Consider the following 15631-nt stretch of genomic DNA (forward strand, 5'->3'; position numbering starts at 1 on the left):
AGGTTGCGGTCCGCACCCACCGCATGTCACGATGCGCGTTGCTCAGCGCGTGCACGCTGTCGCACGTTGCCGCGGCTCGCCGCCATGCGTAGCCGATGCTGCCACTTTCGCCCACGGATTCAGGAGCCACGCCGATGAACGAGAACGATCTCAACGATCCGAACCTGCCTGCCGCCAGCGACGATACGCCGGACGATCCCGAGCGCCGCCGTGTCCTCACCGGAATCGCCGCCGTCGGCATGGGGGTGATCCTCAGCGGCTGCCAGACTGCGGAGCAAACTTCGACAAACGGCGGCGGCCCGCGTAGCGCGGCCGATCTGCGACTCGATGCGGCGTTGCGCGACCAGGTGCGCAACATTGTCGTGATCTACGCGGAGAACCGCAGCTTCGCGAATCTGTACGGCAACTTCCCTGGCACACTGCATCCGCTCGACACGGTGCCGGCCGCGCGGTCCACGCAACTCGATCGCGACGGCAAGACACCGCTCGCGCAGCTACCGAAGTTCTGGGGCGGACTCGTGCCGCAGGCACAGGAAGTGGACGGCAAGCGCTATGCGATCGCCGAAGGCGATATCACGGGCCTGCGCAACGGCCCGTTTCATCTCACCGATGCACAGGGGGCACCGCTGCCGAACGGCGTGATTACGCGCGACCTGTGGCATCGCTTCTATCAGAACCAGATGCAGATCAACGCCGGGCGCAACGATCAGTTCGTCGCGTGGGCCGATTCGGGCGGCCTCGTGATGGGCCACTACCGCAATTCCGCCGAAACACTCCGGCTCTGGAATCTCGCGCGGCAATACACGCTTTGCGATCACTTCTTCATGGCGGCGTTCGGCGGCTCGTGGCTGAATCACATCTTCCTGATCTCCGCGCAGGCGCCGCTCTATCCGGATCTGTTGAAGAGCCCGGCGAAGCGTTTCGTCTCGGTGGTGGAAGGCGACGATCCAACTGGCACGCGTCTGAAGGTCGCGACAGATTCGCCGGCGTCCGCGATCGACGGCCCACCGAAGTTCATCAACGACGGTCTCTTCACGCCCGACGGCTACGCGGTCAACACGATGGCGCCGCCGTATCAACCGAGCTTCGTGCGACCCGCCGCGGGCGGCAATCCGTTGCTGGCGAACCCGGCCGATCCGAAAGTGCTGCCGCCGCAAACGTACGCGACCATCGGCGATCGCCTGTCGGCAAAAGGCGTCGACTGGGCGTGGTACAGCGGTGCATGGCAGTACGCACTCGATCATCGCGATATGGGCGCGGTGCCCGACTTCCAGTATCACCACCAGCCGTTCAACTACTTCGCGAACTACGCGCCGGGCACCGATGCGCGCCGCCGCTATCTGCGCGACGGCGGCGTCGGCGAGGACGCATCGACCAACCGGCTGATCGCCGATATCGACGCGGGCCGCCTGCCGGCTGTCACGTTCTACAAGCCGCAGGGGAACCTGAACATGCACGCGGGCTACGCGGATGTCGAATCGGGCGACCGCCATATCGCCAATGTGATCGATCATTTGCAGCGCGGTCCGCAGTGGGCCAACACGGTGGTGATCGTCACACACGACGAAAACGGCGGCTGGTGGGACCCGGTCGCGCCGCCGAAGGGCGACCGCTGGGGCCCGGGCTCGCGCATCCCCGCGCTCGTGATCTCGCCGCTCGCGAAGAAGGGCTACGTCGATCACACGCTCTACGACACGAATTCGATTCTTCGGTTGATCACGCGCGTGCACGGCCTCGCGCCGCTCGATGGTGTGCTTGCGCGCGATCGAGCGTTCGCGCAGAACGGCCAGGTGCCGCCCGGCGATATGACGGGTTCGCTGGATCTCGCGTGATTTTCGCGTGAACCGTAGGCGCCGCGCGCGGCTACTTGAAGTCCGCGAGCAGCGCCGTCCGCACCTGCGGTTCAACCGTCTGCACAGGCACCGGATAGTGCGGATGATCGCAACCGATCTTCAACGACGCCCCGTCGCGTAGCCGCGTCTTCATCGCCGGCGTGAACTCGAAGCGCACGAAGTGCACCGCGGAAGTTTTCTGCGCGTTGTCGCGTTCGAGATCTTCGTCGGCGATCGCGTAGGCCGGCGGCTCGCCGTCCACCTCGACGAACACGCGATCTTCGATGCCGATCAACCGCGCGAGCGCGGCGGCCCGCTCAACTTCGTTCGCGTACTCGATCTGCATCGTCGCCTTCAGATTGCTACCGTCGGGCACGAGCGGCAAGTACGCATCGAGTTCGCCCTGAATCCCGTCCTCATCGAAGATCTTCTCGATGTGCAACATCTCCTGAATCTGATAGCGGATAGTCAGCTCGTCCTCGAACAGAAACGTGACGTGATTGCCGAGCGGCACAGTGCGCAGCTTCTTGTGCTCGATGACCTGCGCGCGCATCGTCTTGCGCGCCTTCGAATAGTTTTCGAGCGACAGCAACGAATTCCTGGCAATGCTCATCGGGGATCCTCGCGATTCGATTACAGCATGGACGTCAGATACCGTACGCCTTGCGCAGCAGCGTCAACGGGTGAGCGAGCTGCGCTTTCGGCAGGCCGTTCTCCTCGATGCCCTGTTCGATATGATGGCCCGCGAGCTGGCAATCCGACGAAATATAGTCGGGCTGCGGTTGCGCCATCGCCTTGAATACCGGCGTGCCGATCTGCATCGACATGCGGTGGAATTCCTTCTTCACACCGAACGTGCCCGCGTGCCCCGAACAGCGCTCGACCACCGTCACCTTCGTATCGGGCACGAGCGTCAGCGTTTCGAAGGTCTTGCGACCGATGTTCTGTACGCGGCCATGACATGGCACGTGGTACGAAACCTTGCCGAGCGCGGTTTTGAAGTCGGTGTTCAGCAGACCGTCGCGATGGCGCGCCACGAAGTATTCGAACGGGTCCCAGAACGCTTCGCTGACGGCGCGCACGTCGGCGTCGTCGGGAAACATCAGTGGTAGTTCGTGCTTGTACATCAGCACGCAACTCGGAATCGCACCGATCAGTGCATAGCCTTCGCGCGCGTATTTCGCGAGCACCGGCAGGTTCTTCTTTTTCTTCTGCGCGACGCCCTTCAGGTCGCCCTGTTCGAGCAACGGCATGCCGCAACAGGCTTCGCTTTTGACCAGTTCATACGGAATGCCGTTGTGAGCAAGCACGGCGAGCAGATCGTGGCCGATGCCGGGTTCGTTGAAATTCACGTAGCAGGTCGCGTAAATCGCGACCTTGCCGGGCGTGCGCTCGCCGTCGTTCACGGGCGTGGCCGGTGACTTCTTCGCCGCACTACGGAATTTGCGCGTGGCGAAATCGGGTAGCCATGCGTCCTTGTCGACTCCGAGCGCCTTTTCCATCAACCCGCGCGCGGCACCCGTGTGATTCACAGCGTTGACCGTCTGGGTGACGATCGGAATACCGGCGAGATGGCCCAATGCATCGGTATTCGACAGGAACCGGTCGCGCACGCTCACGTCGCCGCGCTGATAGTCGACCGCTTTCGCGCGCAGCATCAGATGCGGAAAATCGACATTCCACTGATGCGGCGGCACGTACGGGCATTTCGTCATGTAGCACAGGTCGCACAGATAGCATTGATCGACGACCTTGCCGAATTCGCGCTTGTCGACTTCTTCGACTTCGCCGCCGTCGGTTGCATCGACGAGATCGAAGAGCTGCGGAAACGCGCCGCAGAGCGACACGCAACGTCGACAACCGGCGCAGATATCGAAGACGCGTGCCAGTTCCTTGTCGAGCGCGTCCTGATCGTAGAAACCGTCCGAGAGCCAGTCGAGCGGATGCCGGGTGGGCGCTTCGAGACTGCCTTCCTTGTGGGGCATATCGTCAGTCTCCTGGGGATTGTGGTTTTGTCGCGCACGTGCCGCACACGGTCGTGCCCGTGCGTGCGGACCTTGCCGCACGCATCCATAGCGTCACCAACGCGCGCCGCTAGACCCTTCCGGCGCGCGCGGGCACGTCAATCCACCAGGGCGTCGAGTGCTTTCGTGTAGCGGTTCGCGTGACTGCGCTCGGCTTTCGCGAGCGTTTCGAACCAGTTGGCAATTTCATCGAAGCCTTCTTCGCGCGCCTCCTTCGCCATACCCGGGTACATGTCCGTGTATTCGTGCGTTTCGCCCGCGATCGCCGCCTCGAGATTCAGACGCGACGAACCGAACGGCAGGCCGGTGGCCGGGTCGCCCGATGCTTCGAGATATTCGAGGTGGCCGTGCGCATGACCGGTTTCACCTTCGGCGGTGGAACGGAACAACGCGGCGACGTCATTCTGGCCCTCGACATCCGCCTTGGCGGCGAAGTACAGATAGCGACGGTTTGCCTGCGATTCGCCGGCAAACGCTGCCTTAAGGTTGTCCTCTGTCTTCGTTCCCTTGAGTTGCGACATCTAAACCTCCTGGAAAGCCGTGTATGTGGGGTGCGCGAGGGGGGTAAAGCGAACGATCGTCTGTCCGATGTCCACGTAAGCGATGCAACGACAGCGGGGCACGCGGTCCGCCAGCGTGTATCTAAATCTAGAAGCTGGGCAAGGGGTTCCCCAATTGTGTTTTTCAATCCCACCGATAGCCGCACACCTTGCATAATGCGCACCCCCGTCTACACTCGTATAGCTATACCCTCGGTGGAATTGCCATGCGACTCACCATCCTGATCAACGGTTCCGATCCCACCGTCAACCACGATTACGCCGTGCTCTGGCTCGATACCGATGAACATCGGTGGTCGCGCGAAGCGCATGACGGAATCGATCTGCCCCCGTGGGGCGAAGTGCGCGATGTCGACGGCGTCACGACGCTGTGCGCGCCGAGCACCGATGCACCGCTGTGCACGCTGCGCGGTCTGTCGGTCGACCGCAGGCAGCGCGTCAGCTCTGCGCAAGGTCCGGCTGCGTGGTCGTGCGTGCAGGCCCATACGCCGGCTACCGGCTACTGGCGTCTGCAGGCAGTCGATCGACAGACCGTGCATGCTGAACACAGCGTGTTCAGCCGCTGAACCGCTCTCGCTGCGTCGCACCGTTCTTGTGTTGCAGGTATCCGTCAGCTACGTCGGCGGCGTACGCCTGCCTTGACAGACGCTGAGCCTCCTCTCGATACTCCGGGCTATTCGATCTTTTCGCCGTGTCCACTGCAAGCAGCATGCCGCGTGACACGTCGAAATCCGGGGGAATGGATGCGGCATCCTGCAGAAAACCTGCTTGCACGACGCAGCCGATGGCTCACGCATGCGATCAGTGTGCTGGCCCTGGCTGCGTTAGCTATCTTCGCTACGTTTTCGCTTACGGCCCACGCCGCCGCATCGGATGCAAACGCTCCGGACGCCGATGCCTGCAAGCTCGTGCAGGAAGCCAATGCCGAGCAACTGATCGTGCCGGCCGACAATGAGACCGACACGGACACCGTGATCGACCGCTCGTCGAGTCACCCGGAGCCGGGCAAGTCCAACTGCTTCTGGCAGACGCATAAAAGCGGCGCCGCGAGCAATACGTCGCCGGACGCCACGCTCTCACTCGACTTCTATCACTTCGTCGATGCCGCCCATGCGCAGGCGAACACCCGCGATCTCGGCGTACCCCCGATCCCGCCACTGTTCATCACCACCGACGATCCCACCGACCGGATCTTCCGTATATCCGGCAACGAGATCGCCGCGCTGCATGGTTCTGACGTCGCGGTAGTGCATGCGGAAACGCCCGCGACCATTTCGAATCATGCGGCCTGGAGTGCGCGTCTGGAGGCGCTGGCACTGGGCGCGGCCGGTGCGCACGTGCATGCGTCGGCCAACGCAAACTCAAATGCAGGCGCAGGCGCAAGTACCGGCGAAACCGCCGCATGGCGTCCCGCAGCACACGCCGCGCCTGCTATCGGCGCCACACTGGCGCTACCCCTGCACGTGCTATGGGCGCTGATCCGCTGGCGTTTCTTGATGCCGCCCGTTCTCATTGCACTGATACTCGCCTCTGCCGTATTTCTGAAAGGTCTGCGTCGCCACTTTGGCTGGTTGATCCCACTGGCCGTGGTACTGACCGTCGTGAACATCATCTTCGGCCCGTACCTCGGTGTGCTGCTCATTTATCGCATGGGCGAGCAGGGTCAGGCAGCTGTTACCAGTACTTACGGGACCAGCACGAGATATAACAATCACCGTGTCATCGGTTACAACGTGCTGCTGCGCACCGCCGATGGCAAGGTTGTCGAAACCACGTTCGAAGACGACGACCTGAACATCTATGCGCCGCACAACTCAGCGTTTTATCCACATGAGGGCGATGAATTTACGGTGCGCTATGTAGCGGGCTTTCCAGGCGATTTCGTGATCGTCAGCGACGACGACAGTCCGTGGGCGAAGCGGATGCGTTGCCGCGTATTAACCCGCGACGCATTCGCCGCGCAGGAAAAACAGCGCTTTGCGCCGGACTCGGCCGCCTTCCGTGACGCTGCGAAGGCCGCAGACCAGGCACTGCAAGCCGCTGGCTGCGACGTGAATCAGTAAGGTCGAGTAATTAGAACCGGAAGTGCGAGTCGCGCTGAGGCACGCGGATTTAAGCCGTGCTTAAGAGTCGATCCCTAGAGTGGGAAATCCACGCATTGGGGTCGCCGAGAGGCGGCCCGTTTTTTTTTGCCGCAGTAGTTTCAACGCGGCGCGAGGCTGGCAAGCTCAGCCAGCTTCTGCGCATCGACGATTTCGATTTCGGCGTAACGCAGCTGCAATGCGCCCTGCATCTCGAACTGCCGCAAGATCTGGTTCGTTGTTTGCCGCGACAGCGCGAGCATCATCGCGAGGTCTTCCTGCGGCACCTTGAGTACGCGCCGCAGCGTGCCCGACTCTCCATAGCCGCCGGCCATCAGCAGCAGACGCCGCGCCACGCGTTGTGCGGCCGGCAGCAGCGCGGCCTCCTCGATCGCATCGAAAGCGAAGCGCAGCTTTTGCGTGAGTAACAGGCCGAACGCATGCCACCATTCGGGCGTACCTTCGAGCATCGCCGCAAGCGCCGCGCGCCGCACATGAAACAGCACTGAGTCGCGCTCAGCATAAGCGTCGTGTGTACGCTCACGGCCGTCGAACAGCGTAATCTCGCCGAACCAGTTGACCGGTTCGATCACGGCGAGCAGCGCTTCTTTGCCCGCGAAACTGGCCGCGCCGATGCGCATCAGGCCATCGAGCACACAATAGAGGCCATCGTCGGGATCGTTGCGCATGAAAAGCCGCTCGCCGGCTGCGAGCCGCTGCAGGCGGCCCGATTCCACCAGTTGCGCACGCAACGCCTCCGGTGCAGCGCGAAACCACGCGCTGCGCTCGAGCGTCGCGATCAGTGCGGCGCCTGCAAACGGCTCGGACGGCGAGGCACGCGAGGCCATGGGGACCTGTCTCCTGGGTGGGCAGTTATGCCGGATTGTCGGCTAGCTGAAGGTTTTATTACCGGTTGCCCGCGATTATGAGGGCTTTGCATCAGGAGCGTCACTCATGAGAACGCTAACCGAACAACTCACCCAGTACGCCGCTTATCACCGGGACCGGCGCAATATCGCCACGCACTTCGTCGGCATTCCGATGATCGTACTCGCGCTGGCCGTGCTACTGAGCCGGCCGTCGTGGGCGATCGGCGGGCTGCCGTTCATGCTGTCGCCGGCATGGGTGCTGTTCGTCGGGGCAACCGTCTATTACCTCGTGCTCGACGTGCCGCTCGGCGTGATGATGGCGATTTTCTCCGCGCTGTGTCTCGCTGTGGGCCGCTGGCTCGCCACGCAGTCCACGGTAACGTGGCTCGTTGCCGGCATCGGTCTGTTCGTGGTCGGCTGGGTCTTTCAGTTTGTCGGTCATGCCTACGAAGGTCGCAAGCCGGCCTTCGTCGACGACGTGATGGGCCTGCTGGTCGGCCCGCTGTTCGTGCTCGCCGAAGCGCTGTTCGGTTTTGGCTGGCGACCGTCGCTGCGTGAAGCGATCGAAGCGCAGGTCGGACCGACCCGCATCAACCCGGGCCGCACCGCGGCGCATTCAGGGCACTGAGACCCCACTCAAGCTCAACGGGGCGCGAAGCGCACGAGCCGCACGCCATGCAGTGCGGTCAGTGCGACTGCGATCCAGATCGGTATATAGGTGGCGAGTTGCTGCGCGGACAGCGTCTCGCCGAGCAGCGTCACGGAAACGAGCACCAGCAGTACCGGTTCGACGTAACCGAGAATACCGAACAGCGCCATCGGCAGCAGACGGCTCGCCTTCAGATTCGACGCGAGCGCGCACGCACTCAGCATGCCCAGTCCGGGTAACAGCAAACACCACATGTCCACGCGGCCAGCGATTCGCGCGAGCGAACCGCCGGTGACGATCAGCACGACTGCGACCGGCAACAGCAGAAGCATCTCGAGCGCAAAAGCGGTCAGCGAGTCCGCGTTGATCTTGCGGCGCAACACGAAGTACGGCGGATAACCGAGCGCGACCAGCAGCGTCGGCCACGAGAACGCACCGGTCACCCATAGCTCGTGTGCAACGCCGACGGCTGCGCAGGCGACCGCCAGCCACTGCAGCCCATCGAGTCGCTCGCGAAAATAGAAGCGGCCGACCAGCACCATCGTCAGCGGCAACAGGAAATAGCCCAGCGATACTTCGAGCATCCGCCCGTGCAGGGGCGCCCAGAGGAATAACCACAGTTGCGCGCCGAGCAATGCCGCGCTGACGAGCAAAGCGAGAGCAACGTACGGTCGGCCCACCGCGCGCATCGCGAGAGCAAGCAATTGCGGAAGGCGGCCGCGCAACGCGAGCAGGAGCAGCGCACCGGGCACGGTCCAGACGACACGCCACGCGAAGATATCGAGGCCGGTAAGCGGTGCGAGCAGCGTCGCATACGCCGACAGCAGCGCAAACAACGTCGACGCCCCCACCGAAAGCGCTATACCGCGGCCGGGTTCCTCGTGATTGGGCGGATTTTTGGAGCTTGCAGCGCTCATCGGCGGTCCTGCGGGTTCTGCACAGGCGGGCGGTTCGTCGCTGTACAGAGCGGCGCGATGCTGCGGTGTTTCATCAGAGGTTTATCCCGGCGCGCAGCATGTCGCACGATCAAGGCGCACGCTGTCATTTCAGTTTCAATTCAACGCGGCATTCTAGACGGATTCGCCGTTGTCAGCGCCGCGGTAGCGTTATGCACCGCACATTCAGTCCGTGCGAATCGGCGGCAAATGGACTAGAACATAACTTCATGTCGCGCCGGCGCGACCTGGATCGGCGATATCGGCCCTATCGGTCGCATCGATCCAGCCGCGAAGCAAGCGCGTTTCTTGCTACATCGTTTTTTCACCATCGGGCTCGCCCGGAGGCCCCGACCCACGGCCGGCCCCGAACCCTTGCTACGAGCCCGCGCTTCCCGTGGCGTCTGCGCCCCTCGCTGCACACCGCGCATTTGCCCCGCATCATGGCCGCACACGCGGCACCTCAACGCCGGACTGACACCGCCCCCGCGGCCCGGCGAAACACCGATCACTGGAGAACGCATGACTCAGCCTGCCCTCTCGCCCGACGTATCGCCCGCCTTCGCCGCCGAAGTCCGCGCTGGCCTGACCCACGCCCCGCAAAAGGAATTGCCGTCGAAATACCTGTACGACGAAGTCGGCTCTGCGCTGTTCGAAGTCATCACCGTGTTGCCCGAGTACGGCGTGACGCGCGCCGAAGAACGTCTGATGGCGCAGCACGCCGCAGACATCGTCGCGCACCTGCCGCACGACGTGACCGTCGCCGAACTCGGCAGCGGCAGCGGACGCAAAACGCGCCGCATTCTGGAAGCACTCTGTAAAAAACGCCCTACTTCTTACTGCCCGATTGAAATTTCGCGCACCGCGCTGCAGTTGTGCCGGCGCGAACTCGGTGATATCGAACGGATTTCGATTGTCGGTTACGAGCGCGATTATCTTGCCGGGCTCGCGGAAGTAAGCCGCCAGCGTGCGGCCGGCGAGCGGCTGCTGGTGCTGTTTCTCGGCAGCACGATCGGTAACTTCGCACGGCTCGCGGCGACGCGCTTTCTGCGCGAGATCCACGCCATGCTTGCCCCCGGCGATGCCCTGCTGCTCGGCACCGACCTCGACAAACCGGTGCCCGTGCTGCTCGCCGCCTACGACGATCCGATCGGTGTCACTGCCGCGTTCAACCTGAACCTGCTCGCGCGCATCAATCGCGAACTGGGTGGCGACTTCCCGCTCGAGGCGTTCGAACATGTCGCGCGCTTTAACCGCGACGCGCGCAGCATCGAGATGCATCTGCGCGCCACCCGCCGCGTGAGCGCCCATGTTCGCGCCGCGCAGCTGACGGTTACGCTCGAGGAAGGCGAAACGATCTGGACCGAGAGCAGCCACAAATACCTTGCGGAAGAGGTCGACGCGATGGCGCACGACGCGGGCTTTGCGTGCGAGCATCAGTGGCTCGAGCGGGACTGGGGGTTTGCGGAGAGCCTGCTCGTCGCGCGCTGAGCTGATAGAGCCAGCAGATGTTCCCGATCGCGGCGTGCGCCGCGATCGATCAATGCTGCTCGAAACGTTCGAAGCGTTTTTCAGTGACGCGTTCTTCGCCGGTCACTTCGCTCACGCGGGCGGCCGGCGGCCCGTGGCGCAGCCACGACAGCATCCGGTCCACCTGGTTGGCCGTGCCCTGCAGCATCGCTTCGACTGAACCGTCTTCGAGGTTCGCAACCCACCCCCGAATACCGAGCGCGTGCGCCTGACGCACGGTCGCGTGGCGAAAACCGACGCCCTGCACGACACCACGCACGCGTACGTAATACGTTTCGATCCGCGCATCCAGATCGGGACCCGTCATGACTTCAGCTCCTCGCAAAAACTTTCAAGCCGGCATTCTAGTCGCGTCGCGGCGTTTACGTATTGGGCGTGTTGCGCGCATTACCCTCTCGCGCCACGCGACACGCCAGCGCCGCGCCACGTACAATCCGACGACTTATTTGCCATCACCGGAACCAGAATGACCGATCAGACCCGCGATCTCGTGCTCATCACCGGCGCCTCGGGCTTTGTCGGCTCGGCGGTCGCGCGCATCGCGCAGGAAAAAGGTTTTGCAGTGCGCGTCCTCGTACGCGCCACCAGCCCGAGACGCAACGTCGAAGCACTCGACGCGGAAGTCGTCGTGGGCGACATGCGCGACGAAGCATCGATGCGCGCTGCCCTGCGCGGCGTGCGCTACCTGCTGCACGTCGCTGCCGACTACCGGCTGTGGGCGCCCGATCCGCTCGAGATCGAACGCGCGAATCTCGAAGGCGCCGAAGCGACGATGCGTGCGGCGCTGAAGGAAGGCGTCGAACGTATCGTGTACACGAGCAGCGTCGCGACGCTGAAGGTGACGAGCTCGGGCGCTTCCGCCGACGAAACCTCGCCGCTCACGCCCGAACGCGCGATCGGCGTCTACAAGCGCAGCAAGGTGCTGGCCGAGCGCGCCGTGGAACGGATGATCGCGCAGGACGGTCTGCCGGCCGTGATCGTCAACCCGTCGACGCCAATCGGCCCGCGCGATGTCAAACCCACACCGACCGGCCGCATCATCGTCGAAGCGGCGCTCGGCAAGCTGCCCGCGTTCGTCGATACCGGCCTGAATCTCGTGCACGTCGACGATGTCGCCGCCGGACACTTTCTCGCGCTCGAACGCGGCAAGATCGGCGAGCGCTACATCCTCGGCGGAGAAAATCTGCCGCTGCAGACGATGCTCGCGGATATCGCCACGCTCACCGGCCGCAAGCCGCCAACCATCGCCCTGCCGCGCTGGCCGCTCTATCCGCTCGCGCTCGGCGCCGAGATGGTCGCGAAATTCACGAAGCGCGAGCCATTCGTCACCGTCGACGGTTTGCGGATGTCGAAGAACAAGATGTATTTCTCGTCGGCGAAAGCGGAACGCGAACTCGGTTACCGCGCGCGGCCATACCGCGAAGGGTTGAGCGATGCGATCGACTGGTTCAGGCAGGCGGGGTATCTAAATCGCTGAGCCGGCGTGCCGGGCCGCCCGCGTGAGCATTTTGTTACAGCGTCGGCTGACCCGCAGCGAGTAAAATCGCGGGTCCTATGAGAGAACCATCGCATGAATCTTGACGAACAGATCGGCGCGCTCGAAGCGGGCGTCGATCAGATCAACCAGCTTATCGAGGCTGCCGCTACACCGCAGGCCGAGACAACGCCCGCGAGCGCCACGCAACCTGGCAACGCTGAAGCGACAGCAGAAGCGCAGCTGCCTGCGGCCGCGCCCGCCGAATCTGACACAGCCGACGCAGCCAACGCGATCGATGCAGCCGACCAGCCCACGCTGAAAATCAACCGCCCGAATCGCGACGAAATCACGATGACGATCGGCGACCAGACCGTATCGCTGCATCCCACACAGGTCGGCCAGTTGATCGAAGAACTCGCGAACGCGCGCGCATCGATGCAACCCGAACCACCGGCAAACCTGCCGCCTGGCTGGCGCTTCGTCTCGACGAAAAACCCGGTAATGGCCGTGCAGAAGCAATCGAACGGCGACCGTCTGCTAGTGATGCGTCATACCGGTCATGGCTGGGTGCCGTTCACGTTCTCGCCGGATATGGTGATTCAGCTGTATATGCTGCTCACGCAGCGCTGATGCGCGTCGCTCAGCGTGAAGCCGAAGCGCTGCTCACGGTGAAACCGGCAACGGCGGCGGAAACAGCCCGCCACTCAGTCCACTCACGGTAGCAGGCGCGGCGGGCAGGCCGCTGCCCGACGCCGAAGAAACGTTGCCCAGCCAGACGACCGGGCCGATACAGAAGGTGGTCCAGCGGGTATCGCATGCGCCGCCCTGGTCGGACCGGAATGCGGTGCCGGATGCGGTACGAAAGACGGCAGGCAACATCGCACGGTCGGCATCGTCGTCTCCGACCACCCCCGCGAACGCCTTCGTACGCTGACTCACCATCTGCGCATACGCCTTCGATCCGCCATACGATTTGAGCGCCGCATTCAGATCGCCGCCCGCCGAACGGCGGTATCCATAGAGAATCGCGGAGCCGACCTCGATGTTGGTATCGGGCTGCGTCAGATCCTTCACGTGTCGCAACAGATCACGATGCGCGCCCGGCACGACCTGCATCAGCCCGGTCGCGCCGTTCGTGCCTTTGGCCTTTTCCTTGAAGCGCGACTCGATCGAAATGATGGCGAGCAACAACGCCGGCGGTAGCGCGTACTTTTCCGAAGACGCATTCACGGCCTTCGCAATCTGCTCCGCCTTGTCTCTCGCCACGCCGAACTTGCGCGTCAGATAGTCGGTCATGCGCTGACGAAGGTGCTCGCTATTGTCTTGCGCGGCGCTGTGGCCCGTCACGCTATCGCTGGCCTGCTGCGTATCGGATCGACCGGCGGGGAATTGACCAGCGGGCGGCGTGCCCTGCGCGCTCTCGCTGGCCAGACCGCCCTGGATCAATCCGAGCGTGAGGGCGAGTGCGCAGAGCAGGCGGTTCATTTTCGCGGGACCGGTTAGCGTTCCTGGACCGGCGCCTGCACGCGCGCCTTCCACTGGCCACCCTTGCCGCGCCAGTAACGTACCGCCGACGCGAACGTCGCGCCGACATAGAACAGCGCGATGAGCGGCAGGAACGGCGCCCACAGCGGCGAGCGGCCGTAATAGCGCAGCATCGGCGCGTAGGCGCAGCACATCGCCGCCCACGCGAGCCAGGCGGGCAGCCCGGTCGGACCGAGTGCAAGCGCCGCCAACGGCGGCAGCAGATAGATGATGGCCATGCCCGCCAGCGTACCCGCAAGCAGCCACGGCGAATAGCGCAGCTGGGTAAACGCGGTGCGCGCGATCATGTTCCAGATATCGCGCCAGCTGTCGTACGGACGCAGCGAGACGCTGCGCGCCGCCACATCGAGGCGGATCGGATGACGGCCAGCACCGCGATGCTTGATACGCGCTGCGAGGCTGCAATCGTCGATGAGCTCGGCGCGGATCGATTCGATCCCACCCGCTTCTTCGAGCGCCGTGCGCCGCACCAGCATGCAACCGCCGGCGGCTGCCGCCGTCCGGTTGCGCGGATTGTTGACCCACGCGAACGGATACAGCTTCGCGAAGAAAAACACGAACGCCGGAATCAGCGCCTTTTCCCAGAACGAGTCGCAACGCAGCCGGACCATTAGCGAGACGAGATCGCGCTGTTCGGCGTCGGCGCGCTCGACCAGTTGCGCGACGGCATCGGTGGGATGGCCGATATCGGCATCGGTGAGCAGCAGGAAATCGGCGGGCACGCCGAGCGTACGGACCGCCTCGATGCCTTGCGACTGCGCCCACACCTTGCCGGACCAGCCGGCGGGCAGCGGTTTCGCGGCAATCACGGTCAGGCGATCGGGGCATTGCAGTTGCAGCGCCGCGGCACGGGCTGCATCGGCGGTGCCGTCGGTGCTGTGGTCGTCGACGACGATCACATGGAACGCGCCCGCATATTCCTGCGTGAGCAGCGACGAAACCGCCTCGGCGATTACGTCGGCCTCATTGCGCGCCGGGACGACGGCGGCGACCGCCGGCCACGTCTCGCGCGGCTGCACGGTAAGCGACGGCGCCGGCCGCGCACGCCAGAAACCGCCGCGCGCGAACAGCAACACACACCAGATCAGCAGCGAAACGCACGACAGTACAAACAGGATCGCCATCATGCACTGCCCTCGATAGACGGTACGCGCACGCCGACGCGCCGCGACAGCCACATCGCGAGCGAACGCACGCCGACGACACACCAGTCGAAAGCGCCAAGCGCCGGGCGATGGCGAAACACATCGTAGTTCGTCTTTTCGATCCGTTCGAGTATGCGCAGCGCGCCATGCGCGACGCCGCATAGTTCGAGGCCGAAGCGCCCAGGCATGCGCAACGCGAGCGGCGCGCCGCGCACGATCATCGCGCGGGCATAGGCGACTTCGTGCGCCATCAGTGCGCGCCAGGCATTGTCGGTTACGCCCTGGGCGATTTGCGCTTCGGTTACGCCGAAGCGCGCGAGGTCGGTTTGTGGCATGTAAATACGGCCCTTTTGCCAGTCTATGGCGACGTCCTGCCAGAAGTTGATCAGTTGCAGCGCCGTGCAGATCGAATCCGAATCGGCGAGATTGTCCGGTGTCGCCGCATCGAACAGATGCAGCATCAGATGCCCGACCGGATTCGCCGAACGCCGGCAATAGTCGAGTAGCGAAGGCCAATCGGCATAGCGGCTGGCGTCGATATCCTGATCGAACGCGGAGACCAGATCGTAGAACGGCTGCATCGGTAATTTGTATTGCGCGACCACCTTCGCCAGCTCGGCGAACAGCTGCGGGTGAACCGGCGCGGAGCGGCCGTCCGCCAAGGCATCGAGCCCGGCGCGAAAGTCGGCGAGGCGCGTATGGCGCTCAACGGGAGACCAGTCGCCTTCGTCGGCGATGTCGTCCGCGGTGCGCGCTACGTTGTAGATCACGTCGATCGGAGCGCGCAGCACCTTCGGCAGCAATATGCTTGCGACCGGAAGGTTTTCGTAGTGATCGACTTCCATCCAGCGAGCCTCAAATCAATCCATACGGTAATGCAGTTGTAAGAAAAACTGCAGGATCGTCTAGTTTAAGGGTTCCGCCCCGGCGATGCATGTGTCGAAATAGTCCGTTACCGCCTGTGTGGAGACCTGTTCCACGGAA

The 15631-nt window shown here is 63.6% G+C and carries 16 protein-coding genes; 7 read left to right on the forward strand and 9 right to left on the reverse strand.

All coding sequences use genetic code 11. The features are described from left to right. Positions 1-134: 134 nt before the first annotated feature. Positions 135-1832, forward strand: coding sequence for an acid phosphatase (locus tag FNZ07_RS04745; RefSeq protein ID WP_091011883.1), 1698 nt, complete (start codon positions 135-137; stop codon positions 1830-1832). A 31-nt stretch (positions 1833-1863) separates the two neighbouring features. Here FNZ07_RS04745 and FNZ07_RS04750 read toward each other — a convergent pair whose 3' ends face one another. The 3 genes from FNZ07_RS04750 to FNZ07_RS04760 form a co-directional block, all read right to left on the reverse strand. Further along, the gene (locus tag FNZ07_RS04750; RefSeq protein ID WP_091011885.1) at positions 1864-2445 is read right to left on the reverse strand and encodes a DUF3501 family protein; all 582 of its coding nucleotides are present in this window, start codon (positions 2443-2445) and stop codon (positions 1864-1866) included. A gap of 34 nt (positions 2446-2479) precedes the next feature. Next, on the reverse strand, positions 2480-3817 hold the full coding sequence (locus FNZ07_RS04755) for a heterodisulfide reductase-related iron-sulfur binding cluster (RefSeq protein WP_091011887.1): 1338 nt from the start codon (positions 3815-3817) through the stop codon (positions 2480-2482). A 137-nt stretch (positions 3818-3954) separates the two neighbouring features. Next, complete coding sequence (locus FNZ07_RS04760) at positions 3955-4377, reverse strand: rubrerythrin family protein (protein WP_091011889.1); 423 nt, start codon at positions 4375-4377, stop codon at positions 3955-3957. A 245-nt stretch (positions 4378-4622) separates the two neighbouring features. Between FNZ07_RS04760 and FNZ07_RS04765 the strand changes: the two genes are divergently transcribed. Together FNZ07_RS04765 and FNZ07_RS04770 are read left to right on the forward strand one after the other, a co-directional pair. Beyond that, a complete protein-coding gene (locus tag FNZ07_RS04765; RefSeq protein WP_091011891.1) occupies positions 4623-4982 on the forward strand; it encodes a DUF3564 domain-containing protein in 360 nt (119 codons plus the stop codon). A gap of 177 nt (positions 4983-5159) precedes the next feature. Beyond that, the gene (locus FNZ07_RS04770) at positions 5160-6479 is read left to right on the forward strand and encodes a hypothetical protein (protein WP_091011893.1); all 1320 of its coding nucleotides are present in this window, start codon (positions 5160-5162) and stop codon (positions 6477-6479) included. A gap of 140 nt (positions 6480-6619) precedes the next feature. Here FNZ07_RS04770 and FNZ07_RS04775 read toward each other — a convergent pair whose 3' ends face one another. Continuing rightward, the gene (locus FNZ07_RS04775; protein ID WP_091011895.1) at positions 6620-7345 is read right to left on the reverse strand and encodes a Crp/Fnr family transcriptional regulator; all 726 of its coding nucleotides are present in this window, start codon (positions 7343-7345) and stop codon (positions 6620-6622) included. 106 nt (positions 7346-7451) lie between these two features. Here FNZ07_RS04775 and FNZ07_RS04780 point away from each other — a divergent pair, with 106 nt between their 5' ends. Further along, positions 7452-7994, forward strand: a complete 543-nt coding sequence (locus tag FNZ07_RS04780) for an Mpo1 family 2-hydroxy fatty acid dioxygenase (protein ID WP_091011897.1) — start codon at positions 7452-7454, stop codon at positions 7992-7994. A gap of 14 nt (positions 7995-8008) precedes the next feature. Here FNZ07_RS04780 and rarD read toward each other — a convergent pair whose 3' ends face one another. Then, the gene (rarD, locus tag FNZ07_RS04785) at positions 8009-8932 is read right to left on the reverse strand and encodes an EamA family transporter RarD (protein WP_091011899.1); all 924 of its coding nucleotides are present in this window, start codon (positions 8930-8932) and stop codon (positions 8009-8011) included. A gap of 540 nt (positions 8933-9472) precedes the next feature. On the opposite strand from rarD, the gene egtD reads away from it, so the two are divergent. Then, the gene (egtD, locus tag FNZ07_RS04790; RefSeq protein WP_091011901.1) at positions 9473-10441 is read left to right on the forward strand and encodes an L-histidine N(alpha)-methyltransferase; all 969 of its coding nucleotides are present in this window, start codon (positions 9473-9475) and stop codon (positions 10439-10441) included. Between the two features lie 49 nt (positions 10442-10490). Here the strand turns inward: egtD and FNZ07_RS04795 are convergent, their stop codons facing one another. Further along, complete coding sequence (locus FNZ07_RS04795; protein WP_091011904.1) at positions 10491-10787, reverse strand: acylphosphatase; 297 nt, start codon at positions 10785-10787, stop codon at positions 10491-10493. A gap of 159 nt (positions 10788-10946) precedes the next feature. On the opposite strand from FNZ07_RS04795, the gene hpnA reads away from it, so the two are divergent. Both hpnA and FNZ07_RS04805 read left to right on the forward strand, forming a co-directional pair. Continuing rightward, entirely contained in the window at positions 10947-11957 is a 1011-nt protein-coding gene (gene hpnA, locus FNZ07_RS04800) for a hopanoid-associated sugar epimerase (protein WP_091011907.1), read from the forward strand. 93 nt (positions 11958-12050) lie between these two features. Next, positions 12051-12587 (forward strand): hypothetical protein, encoded by a 537-nt coding sequence (locus FNZ07_RS04805; RefSeq protein ID WP_091011910.1) that lies wholly within the window; start codon positions 12051-12053, stop codon positions 12585-12587. A gap of 33 nt (positions 12588-12620) precedes the next feature. On the opposite strand, the gene FNZ07_RS04810 is transcribed toward FNZ07_RS04805, so the two are convergent. Genes FNZ07_RS04810 through hpnC form a run of 3 tightly spaced genes read right to left on the reverse strand, consistent with a single transcriptional unit; the run spans position 12621 to position 15492 of the window. Continuing rightward, positions 12621-13442 carry a lytic transglycosylase domain-containing protein gene (locus tag FNZ07_RS04810; protein WP_091011912.1) on the reverse strand — a complete coding sequence of 274 codons (822 nt, stop codon included), beginning with the start codon at positions 13440-13442 and terminating at the stop codon, positions 12621-12623. A gap of 14 nt (positions 13443-13456) precedes the next feature. Continuing rightward, the gene (locus FNZ07_RS04815) at positions 13457-14629 is read right to left on the reverse strand and encodes a glycosyltransferase (RefSeq protein ID WP_091011914.1); all 1173 of its coding nucleotides are present in this window, start codon (positions 14627-14629) and stop codon (positions 13457-13459) included. Further along, the gene (gene hpnC, locus FNZ07_RS04820; RefSeq protein WP_091011916.1) at positions 14626-15492 is read right to left on the reverse strand and encodes a squalene synthase HpnC; all 867 of its coding nucleotides are present in this window, start codon (positions 15490-15492) and stop codon (positions 14626-14628) included. Before hpnC ends, FNZ07_RS04815 begins: the two co-directional genes overlap by 4 nt. Between the last annotated feature and the right edge of the window lie 139 nt (positions 15493-15631).

The organism is Paraburkholderia megapolitana, assembly GCF_007556815.1.
Lineage (GTDB): Bacteria > Pseudomonadota > Gammaproteobacteria > Burkholderiales > Burkholderiaceae > Paraburkholderia > Paraburkholderia megapolitana.